The 24,359-nt window shown below is 61.2% G+C and carries 16 protein-coding genes; 12 read left to right on the forward strand and 4 right to left on the reverse strand.

Annotation, left to right across the window (positions count from 1 at the left end; genetic code table 11):
- Positions 1–38 precede the first annotated feature (38 nt).
- From QMK55_RS15835 to aceE, 4 genes are all read right to left on the reverse strand, one after another.
- Complete coding sequence (locus tag QMK55_RS15835) at positions 39–2,735, reverse strand: putative bifunctional diguanylate cyclase/phosphodiesterase (protein WP_102355570.1); 2,697 nt, start codon at positions 2,733–2,735, stop codon at positions 39–41.
- 238 nt (positions 2,736–2,973) lie between these two features.
- Complete coding sequence (locus QMK55_RS15840) at positions 2,974–4,371, reverse strand: alkaline phosphatase D family protein (protein ID WP_320329533.1); 1,398 nt, start codon at positions 4,369–4,371, stop codon at positions 2,974–2,976.
- Between the two features lie 276 nt (positions 4,372–4,647).
- Positions 4,648–6,612 (reverse strand): dihydrolipoyllysine-residue acetyltransferase, encoded by a 1,965-nt coding sequence (gene aceF / locus QMK55_RS15845; protein WP_102355568.1) that lies wholly within the window; start codon positions 6,610–6,612, stop codon positions 4,648–4,650.
- A gap of 11 nt (positions 6,613–6,623) precedes the next feature.
- Positions 6,624–9,269 carry a pyruvate dehydrogenase (acetyl-transferring), homodimeric type gene (gene aceE / locus QMK55_RS15850; RefSeq protein ID WP_007915682.1) on the reverse strand — a complete coding sequence of 882 codons (2,646 nt, stop codon included), beginning with the start codon at positions 9,267–9,269 and terminating at the stop codon, positions 6,624–6,626.
- A 384-nt stretch (positions 9,270–9,653) separates the two neighbouring features.
- On the opposite strand from aceE, the gene glnE reads away from it, so the two are divergent.
- From glnE to QMK55_RS15910, 12 genes are all read left to right on the forward strand, one after another.
- Positions 9,654–12,593, forward strand: coding sequence for a bifunctional [glutamate--ammonia ligase]-adenylyl-L-tyrosine phosphorylase/[glutamate--ammonia-ligase] adenylyltransferase (gene glnE / locus QMK55_RS15855; RefSeq protein ID WP_320329534.1), 2,940 nt, complete (start codon positions 9,654–9,656; stop codon positions 12,591–12,593).
- Between the two features lie 310 nt (positions 12,594–12,903).
- On the forward strand, positions 12,904–13,938 hold the full coding sequence (gene waaF, locus QMK55_RS15860) for a lipopolysaccharide heptosyltransferase II (protein WP_102355566.1): 1,035 nt from the start codon (positions 12,904–12,906) through the stop codon (positions 13,936–13,938).
- Between the two features lies 1 nt (position 13,939).
- Positions 13,940–15,001 (forward strand): lipopolysaccharide heptosyltransferase I, encoded by a 1,062-nt coding sequence (gene waaC, locus QMK55_RS15865; RefSeq protein ID WP_047600759.1) that lies wholly within the window; start codon positions 13,940–13,942, stop codon positions 14,999–15,001.
- The gene (locus QMK55_RS15870) at positions 15,001–16,122 is read left to right on the forward strand and encodes a glycosyltransferase family 4 protein (protein WP_320329535.1); all 1,122 of its coding nucleotides are present in this window, start codon (positions 15,001–15,003) and stop codon (positions 16,120–16,122) included. The genes waaC and QMK55_RS15870 overlap by 1 nt, the downstream gene beginning before the upstream one ends.
- Positions 16,123–16,929, forward strand: coding sequence for a lipopolysaccharide core heptose(I) kinase RfaP (rfaP, locus tag QMK55_RS15875; RefSeq protein WP_320329536.1), 807 nt, complete (start codon positions 16,123–16,125; stop codon positions 16,927–16,929).
- Positions 16,929–17,663 (forward strand): lipopolysaccharide kinase InaA family protein, encoded by a 735-nt coding sequence (locus QMK55_RS15880; RefSeq protein ID WP_102355563.1) that lies wholly within the window; start codon positions 16,929–16,931, stop codon positions 17,661–17,663. Before rfaP ends, QMK55_RS15880 begins: the two co-directional genes overlap by 1 nt.
- Complete coding sequence (locus QMK55_RS15885; protein ID WP_320329537.1) at positions 17,660–18,412, forward strand: lipopolysaccharide kinase InaA family protein; 753 nt, start codon at positions 17,660–17,662, stop codon at positions 18,410–18,412. The genes QMK55_RS15880 and QMK55_RS15885 overlap by 4 nt, the downstream gene beginning before the upstream one ends.
- Positions 18,412–19,863, forward strand: a complete 1,452-nt coding sequence (locus QMK55_RS15890) for a lipopolysaccharide kinase InaA family protein (RefSeq protein WP_102355561.1) — start codon at positions 18,412–18,414, stop codon at positions 19,861–19,863. The genes QMK55_RS15885 and QMK55_RS15890 overlap by 1 nt, the downstream gene beginning before the upstream one ends.
- 214 nt (positions 19,864–20,077) lie before the next feature.
- Positions 20,078–20,413: a YceK/YidQ family lipoprotein gene (locus QMK55_RS15895; RefSeq protein WP_102355560.1), complete on the forward strand. Its 336-nt coding sequence runs from the start codon at positions 20,078–20,080 to the stop codon at positions 20,411–20,413.
- A 171-nt stretch (positions 20,414–20,584) separates the two neighbouring features.
- The gene (locus QMK55_RS15900; protein WP_102355559.1) at positions 20,585–22,342 is read left to right on the forward strand and encodes a carbamoyltransferase; all 1,758 of its coding nucleotides are present in this window, start codon (positions 20,585–20,587) and stop codon (positions 22,340–22,342) included.
- Positions 22,326–23,456: a glycosyltransferase gene (locus QMK55_RS15905; protein ID WP_320329538.1), complete on the forward strand. Its 1,131-nt coding sequence runs from the start codon at positions 22,326–22,328 to the stop codon at positions 23,454–23,456. The genes QMK55_RS15900 and QMK55_RS15905 overlap by 17 nt, the downstream gene beginning before the upstream one ends.
- Positions 23,456–24,352 carry an antimicrobial resistance protein Mig-14 gene (locus QMK55_RS15910; protein ID WP_102355557.1) on the forward strand — a complete coding sequence of 299 codons (897 nt, stop codon included), beginning with the start codon at positions 23,456–23,458 and terminating at the stop codon, positions 24,350–24,352. The genes QMK55_RS15905 and QMK55_RS15910 overlap by 1 nt, the downstream gene beginning before the upstream one ends.
- Positions 24,353–24,359: the final 7 nt, after the last annotated feature.

Raw genomic sequence — 24,359 nt, forward strand, 5'->3', positions numbered from 1 at the left:
CAGGCTCGCTCCCACAGGGGATCTTCGACAGATGGGATTTAGAGGCAGAGCGGGCCGCGCGGGTAGCGCTTGAGTGCCTGGATCAGCTCGGCGCCGGGGATCGGCCGGTCGAACAGGTAGCCCTGGCCGACGTCGCAGCGGTGGCGACGCAGAAACGCCAGTTGCTCGGCAGTCTCGATGCCTTCGGCCACAACCTTGAGTTTCAGGTTGTGCGCCATGGCGATCACCGCCGAGGTGATTTCCATGTCGTCCTGGTTGTCGGGGATTTCGTGGATGAAGCTGCGATCGATCTTGATGATGTCGATCGGGAATTTCTTCAGATAACTCAGCGATGAGTACCCGGTGCCGAAGTCGTCCATGGCCAGTGTCAGCCCGAGGCGCTTGAGCTGATCGAGCTGCAAGTGCGTGTCTTCGGTGGCTTCCAGCAGCAGGCCTTCGGTCAGTTCCAGCTCCAGCAGATTGGCTGGCAGCGCTTCTTCCTTGAGGATGTTGGCGATCGAGGCCACCAGATCCGGGTCAGAGAACTGTTTCGGCGACAGGTTGATCGCCACCTGCAAATTGCCCATGCCGGCGGCAGTCAGGGCTTTGCTCATGCGGCAGGCCTGACGCGCGATCCACTTGCCGATCGGAATGATCAGGCCGGTCTCTTCGGCAACGCTGATGAACTGATCCGGGCGGATCATCCCGCGCTCCGGATGGTTCCAGCGCAGCAGCGCTTCCATCCCCAGCAGACGACCGCTGCGCAGGCACAGCTTGGGCTGGTAGAACACGTCCAGCTCATTTTGCGTCAGCGCGCGGCGCAGGTTGTTTTCGACGAACAGTTTGTAGCTGGCCTCGGCGTTCAACGCTTCGGTGAAGACTTGCACCTGATGTTTGCCGTTGGCCTTGGCCTTGTGCAGGGCAAGGCCGGCGTTGCGCATCAGGGTTTGCGGATCGCGCCCGTGCAGCGGCGCGCAGGCCAGGCCTACGGAGCCGGTGACGCTGATCAACTGGTTGTCGACGAACATCGGTTTGTCGAGGGTCGCCAGCAATTGATTGGCGATCTGCTGGCCGGTGGCGAGATCAGTGTCGTCCAGCAGCACGGCAAATTCGTTACTGGCGAAACGCGCCAGGCTACCGCTCGGGCTCAGGCTATTACGCAGACGCCGAGCGAGGCTGATCAACAGTTTGTCGCCGGTCTGGTGGCCGAGGCTGTCGTTGATCCGCTTGAAGTTGTCGATGTCCACCAGCAACAGGCTGATCGGGGTATCGCTATCGCGGGCAAAGCGTTCGTCCAGATTGCGGATAAAGGCAGGACGGTTGCCAAGGTTGGTCAGGTTGTCGGTGTACGCCAGACGCTCGATGCGCTGCTGCGCCAGTTTGGTCTGGGTGATGTCTTCGTAGATGCCGATGTAGTGCGTCAGCTCGCGGTTGTCGCCATACACCTTGGAGATCGACAACTGGCCCCAGTACGGTTCGAGGTTTTTGCGGCGGCTCTTGAATTCGCCCTGCCAGCTGTTGCTCTTGGCCAGCGCCGAGGGGGCGTCGAACAGCAGTTCGCTGAGATTCTCCAGCGCCGGCAACTCGGACAGGCGCTGGCCGTGGACTTCCTCGGTGGTGTACTGGGTGATCGCGGTGAAGCTCGGGTTGACGTACTCGACCACGCCGTCGCAATTGACCAGCAAAAAGGCGTTGGCGCTTTGCTCTACCGCGCGCTGGAACAGGTGCAGGGCGCTGGTGGCGGTGCGACGGTTATGGTTGTTGATGACCTGCGCGAACTGGTCGGCCAGCTCACCGGCAAAGGCGATTTCATCGGACTGCCAGGCGCGGGTAACGCCGGTCTGCTCCAGGCACAGCACGCCGACCACTTGGCCATCGACGCGGATGCTGGCGTCGAGCATCGCATTGACGTCGCGCGGGCGCAGGGCTTCGGCCATCTCGCGGGTGCGCGGGTCGCGCATCGCATTGTGCGCGTCGATGGCGCGGCTGCCATGCAGGGCTTCCATGTAGTCGGGGAAACCGCTGATGTCGATTACCTCCGGCAGTAGGTATTCCTGGGTCGCGCGGTGATACGCCGAAATCGGCACCAGCAGATTACCTTCGAGGTTCCACAGGCTGGCGCAATCGATTTCATAGATGTCGCAGGCGCAGCGGGTGATCAGCTCGGCGGCTTCCTGCAGCGAGTTGTGGCTGCTGTAGCGCTGGCGGGCCAGCAGCAGGATCAGATCCTGTTGGGCGCGCACTCGCTCAAGGTGCAGCAGTTGTTCCTGCTGGGCGCGCTGGTTCAGTTCCAGGGCGATCTGCAGGCGGGAATTCTGGGTTTCGAGGTCGACGGACGGTAGCGTCGGCGCTTCGTCGAACACGTTGTCGACGGCCAGCAGATAGCCGCGTAACAGATGCCGATTGTGCTGTTTGTAGGCCTCACCGAGTTCGAGGATGCTCAAGGCACCGGCGGCGGTGTGCAGGGTGTAGCGCACCAGATAATGCGGGCTGTCGCGCAGTTGCTGCTGGATCGCGTCGTGCAGTTGATAGCGCGCTTCGGGCTCCATCAGGCTGGCGTAGGGCGAGCCGACCAGCGCGCAGAGTTCGACGGCTGGCTGGCCGAACTGGCGCTCGCAATTGGGATCGAGAAACAGCATCGCCCAACTGGCTTCATTCAAGCGCTCGAAACGCAGCATGCCGAGCCGCGAGGGCACAGGCAACTGCGTCACTACCTCGGCCGCCATACGGCTGGCGGCATCGGGTTGGCTCTTCATGAAGGAACTCGCTTGGAAATATGCTGAACGCGCCGGGCTCTCGCCCTCTTTACTGTTGCCTGCGGCAAGGTTGCATCATTGCGGCACCGACTGACAAGAGAGATGAAGGCCAAGTGCTATAAGAATATGTCGGCCGCCCAAGGCATTTCTCCAGCGCGCGTTGCAAAGTAATGCGATTGAACTCCTGAAGTACCATTCCAGAGCGGTTTGTGCGCGGGAACGGCATTTTTTCATAGCTTCAGCGCAGGGTGATTTCGGTCGATTGCAGGCGTTTGCCATCACGATCATGGTAATTGACCTGAATGGCTCCAGCGTCGACCAGCAGATGGGCGAAGTTGTCTTCGCTGACCACTGCGCTGGTCAACTCATGCTGATAGTCGCCCGCTGCGGTGCGCACCAGCGGCTGATCGAGAATGAACGTCGACGCCGTGGCGTAGGGCAGCAGCTTGCTGTTGCAAAACGGCGAGGAAACGATGGTGTGGACTTCGAAGTCCGGGTCTTCGCTGTGGGTCAGGCGCGCGGTCAGCGAGCCGTGCACGTCGCCGGAAACAAACACGACATTCCTGATCCGTTGGGTGCGGATGGTTTCCAGCAGGCGCAGACGCTGTTCGGGGAAGGCTTGCCAGGCGTCGTCACCCAGCCGTTTGCGATCCGGGTAGAACATCACGCTGGTCACGACGAATTTGACCCGTGCCGCACTGTTGGTCAGCCATGTGAGTAGCGCCTGCTCCTGCTCAACATCGAGTACGCGGCGATCAGCGGCGGACAAGTTGCGCCGGGTGCGACTGTCGGTCACGAACCATTCAACATCACCGTCGTTGAATTGATACCAGTAGTGCTCGAGTTTTGCCCGGTTCACTGTGTCGTTAGTTGTCAGTTGATGCGCAGGACTGTGGCTGGCTTGATAAATCTCATAAGCCGCCATGGCGTTGGAATATAACTCGTTGTCTGATCTTTCGGCATTCGCCGGCCAGTTATCTTCGATTTCGTGATCATCAAGAATCATGTAAGTCGAGGTACCAGCCATCAATCGCTGAATATTGGGCTGCGAGAATGCCGCACGGTACTTACTGAGGATCTCCTTGTATTCGCGATCGGGTGCGAACCGATTAAGGTCGTCGACATAAATCTGATCGCCAGTCATCAGCGTGGCGCTGATCGGCGGTTGCGCACCTTCAATCAACTGGTTGATGGAAGCGAAGATCCGGTCACCGAGGTGGGGCAGGGTCGGGATGCCGGCGGTCATGCGCAAATAGCGGCAAGAGCCGACGATGTAAGCCCGAGGCTGCAGGGCCTGGCTGGAGCGAGTGCGCAGGCGGTAGATTTCCCGGGGCCACTGTAGCGGCAGCTCGGCCACACTGTTCACGGTATGCACCGGATTCATCGGGCTGAACCAGCCGGTCTGGTATTCGTATTCGGTGTCGCTGCTCAGGTTGTTAAGCGCGAACACTTGCGTCATGTCGCGCAATGAACCGAGTTCGGCAAAAATACTGGCTGACCACTGCTGTGTGCCTGCTGCCCGGTAACGGATCGCCGCAAATACCCGCGCAGGGCCCTGATTGTCTGCGCGCATAAATATTCGTGCATGGTTAGTTGTAGTGTGGCCGATGATCGGGCCAATAGTCGGTTTGAACATATTCGAATCCATTCGAGTAAGTTTTATGTTTTGTTAATAACATGGGGGATTTGTTATTTAACTAGAGGGCCGAAGGTTAGTTGCCTGCCGGCAAAAAATATCGAGGCGAAGTGGACTGCGTTCGTAGCTTAAGTAAGCCGAACGTGTAGGAAGGGGCGCTGCTTTTGGTTTCAGGCAAAAAAAGCCCCGTCAAACTGACGGGGTTGAGGTACGAGCGTGTGGCGCTCGAAAACGTGAAACACAAGCGGCCCTCCGTTGCCGGAGGGCCGCTTGGGATTACAGCAGGATGGTGCGGATGTCCGCCAGCAGGCTGCCCAGACGCTGGGTGAAGCGTGCGGCAGCGGCGCCGTTGATCACACGGTGATCGTAGGACAACGACAGCGGCAGCATCAGTTTCGGCTGGAAGGCTTTGCCGTCCCAGACTGGCTGGATGGTTGCCTTGGATACACCGAGGATCGCCACTTCCGGCGCGTTGACGATCGGCGTGAAGCCGGTGCCGCCAATGTGGCCGAGGCTGGAAATGGTGAAGCAGGCGCCTTGCATGTCGTCAGCGGTGAGCTTCTTGTCGCGGGCTTTGGCAGCCAGCGCAGCGGCTTCGGCTGCCAGTTGCAACAGGCTCTTCTGGTCGACGTTCTTGATGACCGGTACCAGCAGGCCATCTGGAGTGTCGACGGCGAAGCCGATGTTGACGTACTTCTTGCGGATAATCGCTTTGCCGCTTGGCGCCAGCGAACTGTTGAAGTCCGGCAGCTCCTTGAGCATGTGTGCGCACGACTTGAGCAGCAGCGGCAGGATGGTCAGCTTGACGCCGGCCTTCTCTGCAACGGCTTTCTGGGCCACGCGGAACGCTTCCAGCTCGGTGATATCAGCCGAGTCGAACTGAGTCACGTGCGGGATGTTCAGCCAGCTGCGGTGCAGGCTCGACGCGCCGATTTGCATCAGGCGAGTCATCGGCACTTCTTCGATTTCGCCGAAACGGCTGAAATCGACGACCGGAATCGGCGGGATGCCCGCGCCACCGGTTGCGCCAGCAGCAGCGGCCGGTGCTTCCTTGGCCTTCTGCATCATCGCTTTGACGTAAACCTGCACGTCTTCTTTCAAGATACGACCGTGCGGGCCGCTGGCGCCGACAGCGTTCAGCTCGACGCCGAACTCACGGGCCAGTTGACGCACGGCTGGGCCGGCGTGAACTTTTGCGCCCGGTTTCGCTGGCGTAGCAGCCGGTGCGGCGGCTGGAGCGGCAGCAGGTGCAGGCGCAGCGGCAGCCGGAGCAGCAGCGGCTGAAGCACTTGGAGCAGCAGCCGCAGCTGGAGCCGGGGCAGCAGCAGGCGCTGCGCCTTTGACTTTCAGCTTGAGGATCAGGTCGCCAGTACCGACTTCGTCGTCCAGCTTGATCGAAACACTTTCCACCACGCCTGCGGCAGGCGACGGGATTTCCATGCTCGCCTTGTCGGATTCCAGAGTGATCAGCGACTGGTCGGCTTCAACGCTGTCGCCAGCCTTGACCAACACTTCGATGATCTTGGCTTTGCCAGCCGAGCCGATGTCCGGAACGTGGATGTCCTGAACGCTGTCGGCCACTGGAGCAGCCGGGGCTGCTGCAGGAGCAGGTGCAGCGGCCGGAGCAGCAGCTTGAGCCGGAGCGGCAGTCGCAGGGGCCGCAGCACCCGCCACTTCCAGATCCAGGATCAGGTCGCCAGTGCCGACTTCGTCGTTGAGCTTGACGCTGATGGCCTTGACCACGCCAGCGGCAGGCGACGGGATTTCCATGCTGGCCTTGTCGGATTCCAGGGTGATCAGCGATTGATCAGCTTCGACCTTGTCGCCGACCTTGACCTGGATCTCGATGATCTGCGCCTTGCCCGACGAACCGATGTCCGGCACGTGCACTTGCTGAACCGACGCGGCAGCAGGGGCAGCGGCAGGCGCGGCAGCAGGAGCAGCAGCCGGTTTGGCTTCAGCTTTTGCCGCCGGTGCAGCGGCAGGCGCAGGAGCCGCTTGCGCGGCGCCCTCGACTTCCAGCTCAAGCAGTTCGTCGCCTTCTTTCAGACGGTCGCCCAGCTTCACTTTCAGGCTTTTGATGACGCCGGCTTTCGGGGCCGGCACTTCCATGCTGGCCTTGTCCGATTCCAGGGTCAGGATGCTCTGGTCGGCTTCGATACGGTCGCCGACCTTCACAAACAGTTCAATTACTTCACCTTCACCGCTGCCGATGTCAGGTACGCGAATGAGTTCGCTCACAAAATGTCTCCTCAGCAGTCCAGTGGGTTGCGTTTTTCCGGGTCGATGCCGAATTTGACGATGGCCTCAGCCACGACTTTAGGTTCGATATCACCACGGTCAGCCAGTGCTTCCAGGGCTGCCAACACCACGAAATGACGGTCGACTTCGAAGAAATGACGCAGTTTCTTGCGGCTGTCGCTGCGGCCGAAACCGTCGGTGCCCAGGACTTTGAATTCCTTGGACGGTACCCACTGACGGATCTGCTCGGCGAACAGTTTCATGTAGTCGGTAGACGCGATGACCGGACCCTTACGGCCGTTCAGGCACTCTTCGACGTAGCTCAGCTTAGGCTTCTGGCCCGGCTTCAGACGGTTGCTGCGCTCGACAGCGAGGCCGTCGCGACGCAGTTCGTTGAAGCTGGTAACGCTCCACACGTCGGCGCCAACGTTGAACTCTTCACGCAGAATCTTCGCCGCTTCACGGACTTCACGCAGGATGGTGCCGGAGCCCATCAGCTGTACGTGGTGCGCCGCATCGCGGGTGTCTTCTTCGAGCAGGTACATGCCTTTCTTGATGCCTTCTTCGGCACCGGCCGGCATGGCTGGCTGCTGGTACGACTCGTTCATCACGGTGATGTAGTAGAAGATGTCCTGTTGCTCTTCGGTCATCTTCTTCATGCCGTCCTGAATGATCACCGCCAGCTCGTAGCCGTAGGTTGGATCGTAGGTGCGGCAGTTCGGGATGGTCGCGGCCAGCAGGTGGCTGTGACCGTCTTCGTGTTGCAGGCCTTCACCGTTCAGGGTGGTACGGCCGGCGGTGCCACCGATCAGGAAGCCACGGGTGCGGCTGTCGCCAGCGGCCCAAGCCAGGTCACCAATACGCTGGAAGCCGAACATCGAGTAGAAGATGTAGAACGGCAGCATCGGCTGGTTATGGCTGGAGTACGAAGTACCGGCAGCGATGAACGAGCTCATGGCGCCCGCTTCGTTGATGCCTTCTTCAAGGATCTGACCTTTCTGGTCTTCCTTGTAGAACATCACCTGGTCTTTATCGACTGGCTCGTAGAGCTGGCCGACGGACGAGTAGATGCCCAACTGACGGAACATGCCTTCCATACCGAAGGTACGGGCTTCGTCCGGGATGATCGGCACGATGCGCGGGCCGATTTCCTTGTCCTTGACCAGTTGTGCGAGGATCCGCACGAAAGCCATGGTGGTGGAGATTTCACGGTCGCCCGAACCATCGAGGATGGCTTTGAGGGTGTCCAGATCCGGCGTCGGCACGCTGAAGCTCTGTGCGCGGCGCTGTGGAACGAAACCGCCCAGTGCAGTGCGACGCTCGCTGAGGTAGCGGGCTTCGGCGCTGTTTGGCTCTGGCTTGAAGAACGGCAGGTTCTCCAGTTCTTCGTCCTTGACCGGGATGTCGAAACGATCGCGGAACAACTTCAGGCTGTCGACGTCGACTTTCTTGGTGTTGTGCGCAGTGTTTTTCGCTTCGCCGGCACCGGTGCCATAACCTTTGATGGTCTTGGCGAGGATGACAGTCGGTTGTTCTTTGTGATTGACCGCTTCGTGGTACGCCGCGTAGACCTTGTACGGGTCGTGGCCGCCACGGTTGAGTTTCCAGATCTCGTCGTCGGACAGATCAGCAACCATCGCCTTGAGTTCTGGCGTGTTGAAGAAGTGTTCACGGACGAACGCGCCGTCTTTGGCTTTGTAGTTCTGGTACTCGCCGTCGATGACTTCGTCCATGCGACGTTGCAGGATGCCGTCGACGTCTTTGGCCAGCAGTGGGTCCCAGAAACGGCCCCAGATGACTTTGGTCACGTTCCACTGAGCACCGCGGAACACGCCTTCGAGTTCCTGGATGATCTTGCCGTTGCCGCGAACCGGGCCGTCGAGGCGCTGCAGGTTGCAGTTGATGACGAAGATCAGGTTGTCCAGTTTCTCGCGGCCGGCCAGGGAGATCGCGCCCAGGGATTCCGGCTCGTCGCACTCGCCGTCGCCCAGGAAGCACCAGACTTTCTGTTTGCCCGGCTGGATGAAACCGCGGTGTTCCAGGTACTTCATGAAGCGTGCCTGGTAGATCGCCTGGATCGGACCCAGACCCATGGATACGGTCGGGAACTGCCAGAAGTCAGGCATCAGCCAAGGGTGCGGGTAGGACGACAGGCCCTGACCGTCGACTTCCTGGCGGAAGTTGTTCATCTGGTCTTCGGTGATGCGGCCTTCCATGAACGCACGGGCGTAAACGCCTGGCGAGGTGTGGCCCTGGAAGTAGATCAGGTCGCCGCCGTGTTCGTCGGTCGGGGCCTGGAAGAAGTAGTTGAAGCCGATGTCATACAGGGTCGCACTGGAGGCGAAGCTGGAGATGTGACCACCCAGGTCAGAATCTTTCAGGTTCGTACGCATTACCATGGCCATCGCGTTCCAGCGTACCAGCGAGCGAATGCGGCGTTCCATGAACAGGTCGCCAGGCATGCGTGCTTCGTGGGTTACCGGAATGGTGTTGCGGTAAGGCGTGGTGATGGCGTAAGGGAGCTGCGAGCCGCTGCGGGTCGCGAGTTCGCCCATACGGGTCATCAGATAGTGAGCACGGTCTTCGCCTTCTTTGTCGAGAACCGATTCCAGGGCGTCCAGCCATTCCTGGGTTTCGACGGGATCGAGGTCTTGCATGGCTTGCTCCAGGGCGGAAAGGCTTCCAGAATCGGTTGCCTGAGTTTGCGACTGGCCTTGTGGGCAGACGATTTAAAATTCTTGGATTGCCGACAGGTTGTTTCGGCGGCGTGTAGTTTTACTACAAATCTTTGAGCATTTCAGCCTTTCGGATGTATAGACGAGTAGTAAAACTACAGATGAAAGGCTTGTGGCCTCCGACTGCGTTGTGAGAATAATCGTTAAGGTTGGTCGATTGCCATCCATAAAAGGTGAAACTTTGATGCTGGGTGCTAAAGAAGAAGAAATTTCAGCTATTTCTAACTTTTGTTCGACAGTCCTTCGCGTAGCGGGTTTTCATCATTCACTACAAGCGGCCATTTACACGCCGATCAAGGATAGACCATGACCCTGCCCGCGCTTGCCGGACTGCCCGCCATTCTCCTGCCGTTGGTCACTCGATCCGAGCAGTCGTTCCGTACGGCCGTCGCCTCACTGGAAGACGATTACGGCTTCTCGACCTGGACGCCGGAGCGCTGGGCGCAATTCGCCCGCGTCAGTGCCGCCAGCGATTTCTTCATTGAACAGAGCGTTCGTGACCCTTTGATGTTGCTGTCGCTGGTGCAGTCCGGTGAACTCGACCGGCCGTTCGCGCCGGGTGAGCTGTGCGCGCAGATTGCCGCCGCCGTGAACACCGCGCAAGGCGAAGACGAACTCGGGCGCGTACTGCGTCGTCAGCGCGCTCGCCAGCAAGTGCGGATCATCTGGCGTGACCTGAACCGCCAGGCCGATCTGGTGCAGACCTGCCGTGATCTTTCCGACATGGCCGACGCGACCATCGACCAGGCCTATCAATGGCTGTACAGCCGCCATTGCCAGCAGTTCGGCACGCCGACCGGCCGGCGCAGCGGCTTGCCGCAGCAGATGGTCATCCTCGGCATGGGCAAGCTCGGCGCGGTCGAGCTGAACCTGTCGTCGGACATCGACCTGATTTTCGCCTACCCCGAGGGCGGCGAAACCGTCGGTGTGAAACGCGCGCTGGATAATCAGGAGTTCTTCATCCGCCTCGGCCAGCGTCTGATCAAGGCCCTCGACCCGATGACCGTCGACGGCTTCGTGTTCCGCGTCGACATGCGCCTGCGCCCGTACGGCTCCTCCGGCGCGCTGGTGCTGAGCTTCAATGCGCTGGAGCAGTATTACCAGGATCAGGGCCGCGACTGGGAACGCTACGCGATGATCAAGGCGCGGGTGGTGGCCGGCGATCAAGCGGCTGGCGCGCAGTTGCTCGACATGCTGCGGCCATTCGTCTATCGGCGTTATCTGGACTTCTCGGCGATCGAAGCGCTGCGCACCATGAAGCAGCTGATCCAGCAGGAAGTGCGGCGCAAGGGCATGGCCGACAATATCAAGCTGGGCTCCGGCGGTATCCGCGAAGTCGAGTTCATCGCCCAGGCCTTCCAGTTGATCCACGGTGGACGCGATCTGAGTCTGCAGCAACGTCCTCTATTAAAGGTATTGAGCACGCTGGAGGGGCAGGGCTATCTGCCGCCAGCGGTGATCAGCGAGTTGCGCGAAGGTTACGAATTCCTGCGCTACACCGAACACGCGATCCAGGCGATTGCCGACCGCCAAACCCAGATGTTGCCGGACAGTGCTCAGGATCAGGCACGGATCGCGTTCATGCTCGGTTTCGCCGATTGGGACGCTTTCCACGAGAAACTGATGTTCTGGCGTGGCCGGGTGGCCTGGCACTTTGCGCAGGTGATCGCCGATCCTGATGAAGAGGAGGGCGCCGATTGCGAAGTGGTGGTTGGCGGTGAATGGCTGCCACTGTGGGAAGAGGCGCAGGATGAAGAAGCCGCTTGCCGACAGTTGGAAGAAGGCGGATTCAAGGACGCGACCAAAGCGCTGAAAGCGCTGGCCGGTTTGCGCAGCAGCCCGCAGTTGCGTGCGATGCAGCGGTTGGGACGTGAGCGTCTTGATGCCTTTATTCCGCGCCTGCTGGCGCAAGCGGTGGAGCATGCCAATCCGGATCTGGTGCTTGAAAGGGTATTGCCGCTGGTTGAAGCAGTGGCCCGGCGTTCGGCTTATTTAGTGTTGCTGACGGAAAACCCCGGCGCCTTGCGGCGCTTGCTGACGCTGTGTGCGGCCAGTCCGTGGATTGCCGAGCAGATCACGCGCTTCCCGCTGTTGCTCGACGAATTGCTCAACGAAGGTCGCCTGTTCAAGCCGCCACTGGCCCCTGAACTGGCCGCCGAGCTGCGCGAGCGCCTGACGCGGATTCCCGAAGACGACCTCGAACAGCAGATGGAAGCCTTGCGTCACTTCAAGCTCGCGCACCGTTTGCGCGTCGCCGCTTCGGAAATCGCCGGCAGCCTGCCGTTGATGAAAGTCAGTGATTACCTGACCTGGCTGGCCGAAGCGATTCTGGAGCAGGTGCTGGCCCTGGCCTGGCGCCAGACGGTCGCCAAGTACGGTACGCCGCTGCGGACCGACGGCACCTTGTGCGATCCCGGCTTCATCATTGTCGGTTATGGGAAAGTCGGCGGGCTGGAACTGGGGCATGGTTCGGACCTGGACCTGGTGTTCATCCATGACGGCGATCCGCAGGCGGAAACCGACGGGCCGAAGCCGATCGATGGTGCGCAGTACTTCACCCGGCTGGGCCAGCGGATCATTCACCTGCTGACGGCGCAGACCAACTCCGGTCAGTTGTATGAAGTGGACATGCGCCTGCGGCCGTCCGGTGCGTCAGGGCTGTTGGTCAGTTCGCTCGGTGCGTTCGAGCGCTATCAGGAAAATGAAGCCTGGACCTGGGAACATCAGGCGCTGGTGCGGGCGCGGGTGCTGGTCGGCAGTCAGGATGTCGGGCAGGCGTTCGAGAAAGTCCGGGCGCAGGTCTTGGGCAAGGCGCGGGATCTGGCGAAGCTGCAGCAGGAAGTCAGCGAGATGCGCGCCAAGATGCGCGACAACCTCGGCAGCAAGGGCACCGCGGCCGGCACGGCGGCAAATGCCTTCGAGGCCACTGCGCCGTTCGACCTCAAGCAGGACGCCGGAGGTATCGTCGATATTGAATTTATGGTGCAATACGCGGCCCTGGCGTGGTCGCACAGCCACCCGCCATTGCTGCGCTGGACCGATAACATCCGCATTCTGGAAGAGCTGGAACACGAAGGGCTGATGCCTGCCGAAGACGCCAGCCTGTTGCGCGAGGCCTATAAAGCCTACCGCTCCGCCGCCCACCGGCAGGCCTTGCAGAAGGACGCCGGGGTAATCCCGGGCGATCAGTTTGTCGAGGAACGCCGGCAGGTACTGCGGATCTGGCGTGAGTTGGGGCTAAGCTGATCCACAGACTTGTGGCTAATGCAAAACCCTGTAGGAGTGAGCCTGCTCGCGATAGCGGAGTGTCAGACAACATTAATGTTGAATGTAACGACCCCATCGCGAGCAGGCTCACTCCTACAGTGGATCTGCGGTGTATGCAGATTCAAGGCAGGACGAACAAACCATGTGGGAGCGAGCCTGCTCGCGATAGCGGAGTGACTGTCGACAGTGATGTTGAAGGTAATGACCCATCGCAAGCCGCCGGTGTTCCCACTGTGATTCTCGAGGCGGGGAGGCGTAAATGCCTCCCCGGTTCGTTTATGGAAACCACATGAATATTCTGATCGTTGGGCCCAGTTGGGTCGGTGACATGGTGATGGCGCAGACACTGTTTCAGTGTCTCAAACAGCGCCACCCGCAATGCGAAATCGACGTGCTGGCCCCCGAGTGGAGCCGGCCGATCCTTGAGCGTATGCCCGAAGTGCGCAAGGCCTTGAGCTTTCCGCTCGGCCACGGCGCGCTGGAATTGGCGACGCGCCGGCGGATCGGCAAGTCGCTGGCCGGCCAGTACGATCAGGCGATCCTGCTGCCCAACTCGCTGAAGTCGGCGCTGGTGCCGTTCTTTGCCGGCATCAAGCAGCGCACCGGCTGGCGCGGCGAGTTCCGCTACGGCCTGCTCAACGACGTGCGTGCGCTGGATAAAGAGCGTTATCCGCTGATGATCGAGCGTTTCATGGCGCTGGCCTATGAGCCGAACGCCGAGCTGCCGAAACCCTATCCGCGCCCGAGCCTGCAAATCGACCCGGTGACCCGCGAAGCGGCGCTGGCCAAGTTCGGTCTGACCCTCGACCGCCCGGTGTTGGCCCTGTGCCCCGGCGCCGAGTTCGGCGAGTCCAAGCGCTGGCCGTCCGAGCACTATGCCAAGGTCGCTGAAGCGCGGATTCGCGAAGGCTGGCAGGTGTGGCTGTTCGGCTCGAAAAACGATCATGCAGTGGGCGAAGACATTCGCGCGCGGCTGATTCCCGGCCTGCGTGAAGAGTCGGTCAACCTCAGTGGCGGCACCTCGCTGGCCGAGGCGATCGACCTGATGTCCTGTGCCGACTCGGTGGTATCCAACGATTCCGGCCTGATGCACGTCGCCGCCGCACTCAACCGCCCATTGGTGGCGGTTTACGGCTCGACTTCGCCGGGGTTCACTCCGCCGCTGGCCGAGCACGTCGAAATCGTTCGGCTGGGTCTCGATTGCAGCCCTTGCTTTGATCGCACCTGCCGTTTCGGCCATTACAACTGCCTGCGCCAGCTGATGCCGGACGCGGTCAACGATGCCTTGCAGAAACTGCAGGGCTCTGTGGTCGAGGTTCAATAAGTTGCGGGTATTGCTGATCAAGACTTCATCGCTGGGCGACGTGATTCATGCGTTGCCGGCGCTGACCGATGCGGCCCGGGCCATCCCCGGGATCAAGTTCGACTGGGTGGTGGAAGAAGGCTTCGCCGAGATCCCGACCTGGCACCCGGCCGTCGGCAAAGTGATTCCGGTGGCGATCCGCCGCTGGCGCAAGAACCTCTGGCAGACCATCAAGAGCGGCGAGTGGAAGCGCTTCAAGCAAAGCGTGCGTGCCAGCAAGTACGACCTGGTGATCGACGCTCAGGGCCTGCTGAAAAGTGCCTGGCTGACCCGCTACGTCAAAGCCCCGGTGGCCGGTCTCGACAAAGGTTCGGCGCGCGAGCCGATCGCTGCACGATTCTATGACCGCAAACTGGCCGTGGCCCGGGGGCAGCACGCCGTCGAGCGCGTGCGGCAGTTGTTCGCCATCGCCCTGGGTTATGACCTGCCCAAAGGCTTGGGCGACTACGGCCTCAACGTCGAGCGTCTGGTGGAATTGCCACGCAAGAGCGCCTTCGTGGTGTTCCTGCACGGCACCACGTGGGACACCAAACACTGGCCGGAAGCCTACTGGCGCGAGCTGACCGAGCGGGTCGGCTATCTTGGCGTCGGCGTCAAACTGCCGTGGGGCAATCCGCTGGAGAAAGCCCGCGCCGAGCGCATTGCTGCCGGGTTCAAGCACGCCGAAGTGTTGCCGAAGCTGAACCTGGCCGGCGTCGGTAAAGTGCTGGCCGGTGCCCAGGCCTGCGTGGCGGTCGACACCGGCCTGGGCCATCTGGCGGCTGCGCTGGACGTGCCGACGATTTCGCTGTTCGGTCCGACCAACCCGGGCCTGACCGGCGCCTACGGCAAGGTGCAGATTCACATGGCCAGTGATTTCCCCTGCGCCCCTTGCCTGCAAAAGAAATGCACTTACCAACCGACTGCGCAGGATGCCCGTCAGTTTGACCTGAAACGCGAGCAGCCTCTGTGCTTCACGCGTGTGAATCCCGAGCGTGTCGCCAGCCGACTGAGCACGTTGTTAATGGCTGAGGAGCTGCGCTGATGCAATTGGCATTTGTCCTGTACAAATATTTCCCGTTCGGCGGCTTGCAGCGCGACTTCATGCGCATCGCCCTCGAATGCCAGAAGCGCGGTCACCAGATTCGCGTCTACACCCTGATCTGGGAAGGCGACGTGCCGCCCGGGTTCGAAGTGCTGGTGGCGCCGGTCAAGGCGTTCTTCAACCACCGTCGCAACGAGAAACTCAGCACGTGGATGGAAGCGGACCTGGCCAGGCGTCCGGTGGACCGGCTGATCGGCTTCAACAAGATGCCGGGGCTGGACGCCTACTATGCCGCCGACGGCTGCTTTGAAGACAAGGCGCAGAACCTGCGTCACTCGCTGTACCGCCGCTGGGGCCGCTATCGCCACTTCGCCGAGTACGAGCGCGCGGTGTTCGCCAAAGACGCAAAAACCGAAGTGTTGATGATTTCCGAAGTGCAGCAGCCGCTGTTCATCAAGCACTACGACACGCCGCTTGAGCGCTTCCACCTGCTGCCGCCGGGCATTGCCCAGGACCGTCGCCGGCCGGCGGATGCCGATGAGATTCGCGCCGGTTTCCGCGCCGAATTCAACCTCAAGGATGACGAACTGCTGCTGGTGCAGATCGGTTCCGGGTTCAAGACCAAGGGCGTCGATCGCAGCCTCAAGGCGCTGGCCGCACTGCCGGCGGAGCTGAAGAAACGCACCCGGCTGTTTGTAATCGGCCAGGATGACCCCAAATTGTTCCAGATGCAGAGTGCAACTTTGGGCCTGGGCGACAACGTGACGTTCCTCAAGGGCCGCAGCGATATCCCGCGTTTCCTGCTCGGCGCCGATCTGTTGATCCACCCGGCGTACAACGAAAACACCGGTACGGTGCTGCTCGAAGCGCTGGTCGCCGGTTTGCCGGTACTGGTCAGCGCGGTCTGCGGTTACGCCCATTACATTGCCGAGGCGGACGCCGGGCGAGTGCTGGACGAGCCGTTCGATCAGGCGCAACTCACCCAATACCTGACCGAGATGTTGACCGACGTCTCTGCACGCGCGGCCTGGAGCCGCAATGGTCTGGCCTTCGCCGAGACGGCCGACCTCTACAGCATGCCGCAACACGCGGCCGATGTGATTCTGGCGGAGCACGCTTAAATGAAGTTGATGCTGGCTGAACCGTTCAAGAGCCTTTGGGCCGGACGCGACCCGTTCGCTGAAGTCGAAGGCTTGCAGGGCGAGGTCTATCGCGAGCTGGAAGCTCGACGGACGCTGCGCACGGAAGTCGACGGCAACGGATTTTTCGTCAAGATCCACCGTGGCATCGGCTGGGGGGAAATCTTCAAGAACCTGCTGACCGCCAAGCTGCCGGTGCTCGGCGCGGGTCAGGAGTGGAAGGCGATCCAGCGTCTGCAGGAAGTCGGCGTGCCGACCATGACTGCGGTCGCCTATGGCGAGAAGGGCAGCAACCCGGCCGATCAGCATTCGTTCATCGTTACCGAAGAGCTGGCGCCGACCATCAGCCTCGAAGACTTCAGCATTGATTGGGTCAAGCAGCCGCCAGAGCCAACGCTCAAGCGTGCGCTGATCGCTGAGGTGGCACGCATGACCGGCATGATGCACCGCGCCGGGGTCAACCACCGCGACTGTTACATCTGCCACTTTCTGCTGCACACCGACAAGCCGATCACCCCGAAGAGCTTCAAGCTCTCGGTGATCGACCTGCATCGCGCCCAGACCCGCCCGGCGATCACTCAGCGTTGGCGCAACAAGGATCTGGCGGCGCTGTACTTCTCGGCGCTGGACATCGGCCTGACCCGCCGCGACAAACTGCGCTTCCTCAAAGGCTATTTCCAGCAGCCGCTGCGGCAGATCCTGGCGCAAGAAGCACCGCTGCTGAGCTGGCTCGAAGGCAAGGCCAACAAGCTCTATGCGCGCAAACAGCGTTACGGGGATGCGCTCTGATGGCGGGTTGGACTCTGGAGCCGCAGTACAGCGATCTGGCCGAAGATTTCGGCAGCCTCGAAGCGGTGTTTGCCCTGCAGGGTGAACGCCTGACCCGCGATCCGCTGTCCGAAGTCATTCGTGTGCAGCGCAACGGCGTCAATTACTACGTCAAGCGCTACGTCGGCGCGGGCAAGGGTTTGCGCCGTTACCTGGGCAAGCCCCGGGTGAAGATGGAGTGGCAGAATCTCAAACGCTTCGCCAAATGGGGTATTCCCACCGCTGAAGTAGTGGGCTGGGGCCTGGAGCGGCGTGGCGCCGCCTATGCCCGTGGAGCGATGATCACCCGTGAGCTGCCGCGCACCGAGGACCTTTCGGCGCTGGCCGACCGTAAAGATCCCAAGCTCAAGGATCGCCGCTGGGTCGATGGCATCAGCCGGCAATTGGCGGTTTACACCCGGACCATGCACGATCAGCGCTTTACCCATAACGACCTGAAGTGGCGCAACCTGCTGATCGACGATCAGGCGCAGCTGTTTCTGATCGACTGCCCGAACGGTGATTTCTGGCGCGGCTTCTGGCTCAAGTACCGCATCACCAAGGACCTGGCCTGTCTCGACAAAGTGGCCAAATATCACCTGTCGAACACCCAGCGCCTGCGCTTCTACCTGCAATACCGCGGACGTGACCGGCTCAATGCCGCCGACAAGAAACGGATTCGTCACGTGGTGAGATTTTTCGAGGGACGCGAATGACTGATTTCCTGGCCGCTGAAGACCGGGCGCTGCTTGAGCGTCATGGCCTCGGCACTTTCGATGCGCTCTGGGCCAAACAGCTCGAAGCGGTGGACGAGCCGAACACCGATGGCGGTGGCTGGAGCAGCGTGTTTCGCCTGGAGCTGGAAGGGCAGGCCTACTACCTCAAGCGTCAGAGCAATTACCTGACCCGCACCCTGCACGCGCCGTTCGGCGAACCCAGCTTTGCCCGTGAGTTTCGCAATATCAGCCGCTACAACAAGCTGGGGATTCCCGCGTTGCAGGCGGCGTTCTTCGGTGAGCGCAAGGTCAAGGGCGACGTCCACGCGATCCTGCTGACCCGCGCCCTCGACGGCTGGGATGACCTCGATTCGCTGTTGCAGCGCTGGTCCGAGCTGACCGCTGCGCAGCATTCGGCAATTCTCCGGGCCTGTGGACAGCTGGCGCGCCAGCTGCACGGCGTACGTCAGGTGCACGGCTGCTTTTACCCCAAACACATCTTTTTGCGGGCTGATGGCGAGCGCTATCGGGCGCAGTTGATCGACCTGGAAAAGACCCGGCCCCTGCTGTTCGGTCTGCGTGATCGGGTCAAGGATCTGGAGCCGTTGCTGCGTCGCGCGCCGGAATGGAGCGAGGCGCAATTGCGCGAGTTGCTCGCGGCCTATCTCGATCAGCCAATCGACAGTTCGCTGGTCGACAGTTGGGTTTCGCGACTGACCGCACGTCGCAGTCGCAAGGAGACCCGTTGATGCGGTTGTCCGAACTGAAAAACGCCGGACGTGCGCCGAGTCTGCCGCTGACGATCACTCTCGCCGATGCGGCAGGCCCTGCGGATCTGCAGTTGCTGAGCCTGCTGCGAGTGTTGCCCGGACAGCGCTATGTCGGTGCCGGGGTCTGGCGCGGGCGGCCGGTGCTGGCCAAATTGCTGGTGGGCAGCAAGGCTGCGCGGCATTTTCAGCGCGAGCTGACGGGCGTAAAGTTGCTCGCCGACCAGGGCCTGACCACGCCGTTGCTGTTGGCCGATGGCCTGCAGGACGGCGAGGGCGGCTGGCTGCTATTCGAATTCCTTGAAAACGCCGAAAGCCTCGGTGACACCTGGCAGCAGGTCGAGTCGCTGCCAGTGCTGGCGGACGAGCAATCGGCGGTACTGGCCGAAGCGCTGGGGGCCATCGGTCAACTGCATGGCAAGGGCCTGTGGCAGGAAGATCTGCACCTGGACAACCTGCTGCGCCATGACGGTCAGTTGTACCTGATCGATGGCGCCGGAATTTGCGCCGAGACCACCGGTCAGCCGTTGTCGCGGCAGAAGGTGCTGGAAAACCTCGGGGTGTTTTTCGCCCAGTTGCCCAAGTCGCTGGAGCCGTTCACCGAAGAATTGCTGGTGTATTACCTGCTGAGCAACAGCGAGCACGCGCTGCCGCTAGAGGCACTGCAGAAGCAGATCGCCAAGGTTCGCGCCTGGCGCCTGAAGGATTACCTGATCAAGGTCGGCCGCGAGTGCACCCTGTTCAGTGTGCAGCGCGGTGCGTTTGGCCTGCGGGCGATCCGTCGCGAGGAAGAAGCAGCGATGCTGCCGGTGCTGGATCAAGCCGATGCGTTGCTCGATCAGGGCCATCTGTACAAGACCGGCGGTGCGGCGAGCGTCGGCAAGGTTGAAGTGGCCGGGCGCACGCTGGTGATCAAACGCTACAACATCAAAGGCTTTGCGCACTGGCTCAAACGTTTCTGGCGCCCGAGCCGCGCCTGGCACTCGTGGCGTGAAGGCAATCGCCTGGCGTTCCTCGGCATCGCCACTCCCAAACCGCTGGCCGTGCTGGAAAAGCGCTTTCTGTGGCTGCGCAGTCGAGCCTATCTGGTGACCGAGTTCCTGCCGGGCCCGGACATCATCGAGCGCTTCGCACCGTACGTCGAAAGCGGCACTGCGCCGGAGTCCGAGTTGTTGGCGCTGGATCAGCTGTTTTCACGGCTGATCGCCGAGCGCATCAGCCATGGCGACTTCAAGGGTCACAACCTGTTCTGGCAGGAGGATCGCTGGGCGCTGATCGACCTGGATTCGATGTGTCAGCACGCCTCTGCCAGCAGTTTCGCGCCGGCCTATGCGCGGGATCGAGCGCGGTTCATGCGCAACTGGCCCGAGAGCAGCGCGTTACATCAGGTGATCGATCAGCGGCTACCCAAGGACATCTCCAGCGCGGCCTGAGCCGCCTTCGCGAGCAAGTTCACTCCCACATGGGATTGCATTCCCCTGTAGGAGTGAGCCTGCTCGCGATGAGGCTCTAAATCCTCAAGAAATCCCCCCTCGAGCAATGACGGACAAGCACCACTGACTTGTCCTACAGCTTCTCCGGAAGCCATGAACTGTGCCCGCTCCAGCCTCGATGCTAGTTTGCCCTGACCACTTCGGAGGGCAAATCTTGACCATCAAAAAGGCTGTAACCCTGAGCGCCTGCTCATGGGTTCTATCCGGTTGCGGCACCGCCGCCTCGGTGCTGCAAATGGACGCCGACGTCGCCCGCGACATGCGCAAGCAGAAAACCTATTGCCAATCGATCCCGCGGATCTACAGCGGTCTGGCATTCGATTTCTGCGTACTCAATGCCCCGCCTGACCCGACAGGCGTGCTGCTGCCATTCGTGCTGCTGGATCTGCCACTGTCGGGTGTGCTGGACACGGTGGTGCTGCCGTACACGATTTATCGTCAGGCCAGTGATGGCAACCTTGGTATCTATTGGCGGCAGCGCGGTTATTGAGCCTGAGCACAAGGTTTATCCGGCCCAATCAACCTGGGGTAATTCGCACAGGGTCATTCCCGCCACGTTTACGCTATAATCCCGCCCTTTAGCTGTCTCTCGCCCGGTGCGAGGGCACATCAATTTTCAAGGCGCATCGCGCCTGAATGCAGACTAAAGAGGCTAGACCCTGTGGCATTGACGATTCTTGGCCTGTCCGGCGCCCTTAGCCATGACCCTTCAGCCGCCTTGTACATCGACGGCAAGCTGGTGGCGGCGGCTGAAGAAGAGCGCTTCGTCCGCGATAAGCATGCAAAGAACCGCATGCCCTACGAATCGGCGAAGTTCTGCCTGGAACAGGCCGGTATCAAGCCGTCCGACGTTGACGTGGTGGCGATTCCGTTCGCGCCGATCAGCCTGTTCGGCAAGGCCCGCTGGCAGTACGCCAAGCGTTACTGGTACGCCCCGGATCGTGCACTCGACGCGATCCTGATGGGTAACCGTCGCTACAAGCGTTATCGCAACAAGATCGTCTGGTGCCTGGAGCAACTGGGTTTTGATCCGAAGAAGATCAAGATCGAGCCGGTCGAGCACCACCTGGCTCACGCCTCCAGCGCCTACCACTGCTCGGGTTTCAAAGAGAAAACCGCGATCCTCGGTATCGACGGCAAGGGCGAATACGCCACGACTTTCTTCGGTTATGGCGAAAACGGCAAGATCCACAAGATCAAGGAATTCTTCGATCCGGACTCCCTCGGCGGCCTGTACGGCGCGATCACCGAGTTCCTTGGCTTCGATATGCTCGACGGTGAGTTCAAGGTCATGGGCATGGCGCCGTACGGCGACGCCAGCAAATATGACTTCTCGCGTCTGGCCTCGTTCGAAAACGGCGAGTTGGTGATCAACACCGACTACGCCAACGTGATCGGCCTGCGTCGCTACAAGGAGAAGGGCAAGGGTTACTACTTCTCGCCGAAACTGATCGAGTGGCTGGGTCCCAAGCGCGAAGGCGACATCGCCGACGAACCGTACATCCACTACGCCGCGAGCATTCAAGCGCTGTTCGAGAAGATCGCGCTGCAGATGATCGATTACTACCTGGGCGACGTGCTCAAGGAAACCGGCAAGCTGGCCTACGCCGGTGGCTGTGCGTTGAACGTCAAGCTCAACCAGAAAATCATCGCCCGCGATGACGTCAAAGAGCTGTTCGTACAGCCTGCATCCGGCGACGCCGGCACCGCGGTTGGCGCGGCGGCCTATGTGTCCAACGCCCGTGGCGTGCCGGTCGAGAAGATGGAACACGTCTACCTCGGCCCGTCGTACAGCAACGAAGACGTGATCGCCGCCTGCGCCCGTCACGAGAACAAGCCGACCTGGCGCAAGCTCGACAACATGCCGGAGCAGATCGCCAAGATCATGGTCGATGGCAACCCGGTGGCCTGGTTCCAGGGCCGCATGGAGTTCGGCCCGCGTGCACTGGGTGGTCGTTCGATCATCGGTTGCCCGAGCATTGCCGGTGTGGCTGACCGCATCAACCACCAGATCAAGTTCCGCGAGCGCTGGAGGCCTTTCTGCCCGTCGATGCTCGACACTGTTGCACCGCAGATGATCAAGATCGATCATCCGGCGCCATTCATGACCTTCACCTTCGAAGTGGCGGAAGAGTGGAAGACCCGCGTGCCGGAAGTCGTCCACGAAGACGGTACTTCCCGTGCCCAGGTGCTCAAGCGCGAATACAACCCGCGTTACTACGACATGATGAAGGCGCTGGAAAACCTCACCGGCAATGGCGTGTCGCTGAACACCTCGTTGAACCGTCGTGGTGAACCGATGATCTGCTCGCCGACCGACGCCCTGAACATGTTCTTCGGCTCCGATCTGCAGTACCTGATCATGGAAGACATTCTGGTGGTCAAAGAGGGCGCAAACGCTTATGACTCGCTCGGCTGAACGCCATGTGCTGCAGTTCTGTCACGGCTATGACGGGCCGTTCCTCGACTGCGCACGGCAGTACGCCAGCCTGTTCGCGGGCACCGGTTATCGGGTGACCACGGTCTTTCTGACCGGGGCCGCCGATAGCGAGGTGGCCGCAGCGTGTGCTTCCGATGAAGTGTTGTTCATGGAATACAGCTCCAAGGCCATTCGTGGCCTGAAGCTGGGCGCCATCGGCGATCTGCGCAAGATCGCCGCTTCACGCAATTTCAGTTTCTGCATCGCCCATCGCTTCAAGCCGATCTACATCGCTTTGCTCGGCACGTCGCTGCCGGTGGTTGGCGTGCATCACGCGTTTGACGATTACAAGCGCGCCACGCGCAAGCTGTTCGCGCAGATTTTCCGCAAGCGCCTGAGCCTGCTTGGCGTGTCCGACGCGGTGCGTGACGACATGCGTCGTTGCCTGCCGAAATGGCCGTCCACGCGCATTCAGACCCTGTACAACCGCATCGACGTGCCAGCCTTGCAGGCCAGTCAGGTGTCGGCTCGCGCAGCCCGCGAGACCCTCGGGCTGGCGGCGGGTGCATTCATTGTTGGCAACGTCGGACGGCTGCACCCGGACAAGGATCAGGCCACGTTGCTGCACGGTTTTGCCGCGGCGTTGCCGGGGCTGCCGGGCAACAGCCAACTGGTGATCCTCGGCAAGGGCCGTCTGGAGCAGGACCTCAAGGAATTGGCGCGCGAACTGGGTATCGGTGACCGGGTACTGTTTCTCGGTCAGGTGCCGGAGGCGCGCAATTACTTCCGCGCCTTCGATGTGTTTGCCCTGAGCTCTGATCACGAACCGTTCGGCATGGTGCTGCTTGAAGCCATGGCCGCCGGCGTGCCTTTGCTCGCCACCGCGTGTGGCGGGGCGAAGGAAGTGGTCGAAGGCGTTGGCATTCTGTTCCCGCTGGGCGATGCCGAACACCTGGCACAAGGCCTGCAACATTTGGCGGGTATGGATGATCAGCAGCGCCGGCAGTGCGCCGAACTGATGCTCGATCGCCTGCGTGAGCGTTTCTCCGACCGTGCGGTGCGCGACACCTTCTGGCGTCTGCCGCAAGTTACCGATCTGGCACCGAGGGGCTGATGCTCAACCGATTTCAAGGCTGGCGCGAACGTGGCTGGTCGCCCGTTGACGCCTCCACCTATGCAACCGCCTGGCAGCGTTTTGGCGGCAGCGTCGCGACCCATCCGCTGGTGGTCGAGCGTCTGGCCGCGCTGGCCGGCATCCCGGTGCGCTATCTGGCGTGGGAGCAGGGCGGTGAAGTCAAAGCGGCAATTCCGACCTGGGGGCGCGATCTGGCGCTGTCCAAGGACGTGCTCAAGCGCAGTGGCAAAAAAGGCCTGTTCGACCTCGGTAACGCCGAGCTGATCCTGCCGGCCGCCGTCGATGCCCAGGCACCGCTGCGTCATCGCGCACGCTATCTGTCAGCGCTCAACGAAAACCGCTTCAGCGGCATCAAGTTGCAGACCGAACAACTGGCCATGGCCCGTACCCCCGAAGAGCTGTCGAAGAAATTTCGCTACAACCAGCGTCGCGAACTGCGCCTGCTGGAAGAGGCAGGCGGTGTGGTGCGTGCGGTCAGCGAGTTCTCCAGTGCCGAACTGGCGGTGATCTACTGTGATCTGTTCCAGCGCCGTTGGGGTTTCCCGGCCACAGGCGCGGCGCGCATGGCCGAGGTCATCGAGCTGCTGCGCGAACTGCTGATCGGCTCGGTGATCTTCCTCAACGATGCGCCGATCGCGATCCAGCTGGTGTACCGCGTCGAAGCGCCGGAGTGGATCAGCGTCGAGTACATCAACGGCGGTGTCGATCCCGAAACCCGCGAATTCAGCCCCGGCAGTGTGTTGAGCTTCCTCAATACGCAAAGTGCCTGGGAACACGCGCGAGCACTGAACAAGCCGCTGCGGTTCTCCTTCGGTCGCGCCGACCGTGAATACAAGGATCGCTGGTGCAATCCTGTGCCGGTGTTCACCGTATGAGTCAGCC

Source organism: Pseudomonas sp. P8_229 (assembly GCF_034008635.1).
In the GTDB taxonomy this organism is placed as follows: domain Bacteria; phylum Pseudomonadota; class Gammaproteobacteria; order Pseudomonadales; family Pseudomonadaceae; genus Aquipseudomonas.

Bases quoted from the DNA above. Each gene is read 5' to 3' on its own strand.
- QMK55_RS15835 (WP_102355570.1), bottom strand. From the start codon at position 2,735: ATGAAGAGCCAACCCGATGCCGCCAGCCGTATGGCGGCCGAGGTAGTG.
- rfaP (WP_320329536.1), top strand. From the start codon at position 16,123: ATGAAGTTGATGCTGGCTGAACCGTTCAAGAGCCTTTGGGCCGGACGC.
- glnE (WP_320329534.1), top strand. From the start codon at position 9,654: ATGACCCTGCCCGCGCTTGCCGGACTGCCCGCCATTCTCCTGCCGTTG.
- QMK55_RS15840 (WP_320329533.1), bottom strand. From the start codon at position 4,371: ATGTTCAAACCGACTATTGGCCCGATCATCGGCCACACTACAACTAAC.
- QMK55_RS15905 (WP_320329538.1), top strand. From the start codon at position 22,326: ATGACTCGCTCGGCTGAACGCCATGTGCTGCAGTTCTGTCACGGCTAT.
- QMK55_RS15870 (WP_320329535.1), top strand. From the start codon at position 15,001: ATGCAATTGGCATTTGTCCTGTACAAATATTTCCCGTTCGGCGGCTTG.
- waaF (WP_102355566.1), top strand. From the start codon at position 12,904: ATGAATATTCTGATCGTTGGGCCCAGTTGGGTCGGTGACATGGTGATG.
- aceE (WP_007915682.1), bottom strand. From the start codon at position 9,269: ATGCAAGACCTCGATCCCGTCGAAACCCAGGAATGGCTGGACGCCCTG.
- QMK55_RS15890 (WP_102355561.1), top strand. From the start codon at position 18,412: ATGCGGTTGTCCGAACTGAAAAACGCCGGACGTGCGCCGAGTCTGCCG.
- QMK55_RS15910 (WP_102355557.1), top strand. From the start codon at position 23,456: ATGCTCAACCGATTTCAAGGCTGGCGCGAACGTGGCTGGTCGCCCGTT.
- QMK55_RS15880 (WP_102355563.1), top strand. From the start codon at position 16,929: ATGGCGGGTTGGACTCTGGAGCCGCAGTACAGCGATCTGGCCGAAGAT.
- QMK55_RS15885 (WP_320329537.1), top strand. From the start codon at position 17,660: ATGACTGATTTCCTGGCCGCTGAAGACCGGGCGCTGCTTGAGCGTCAT.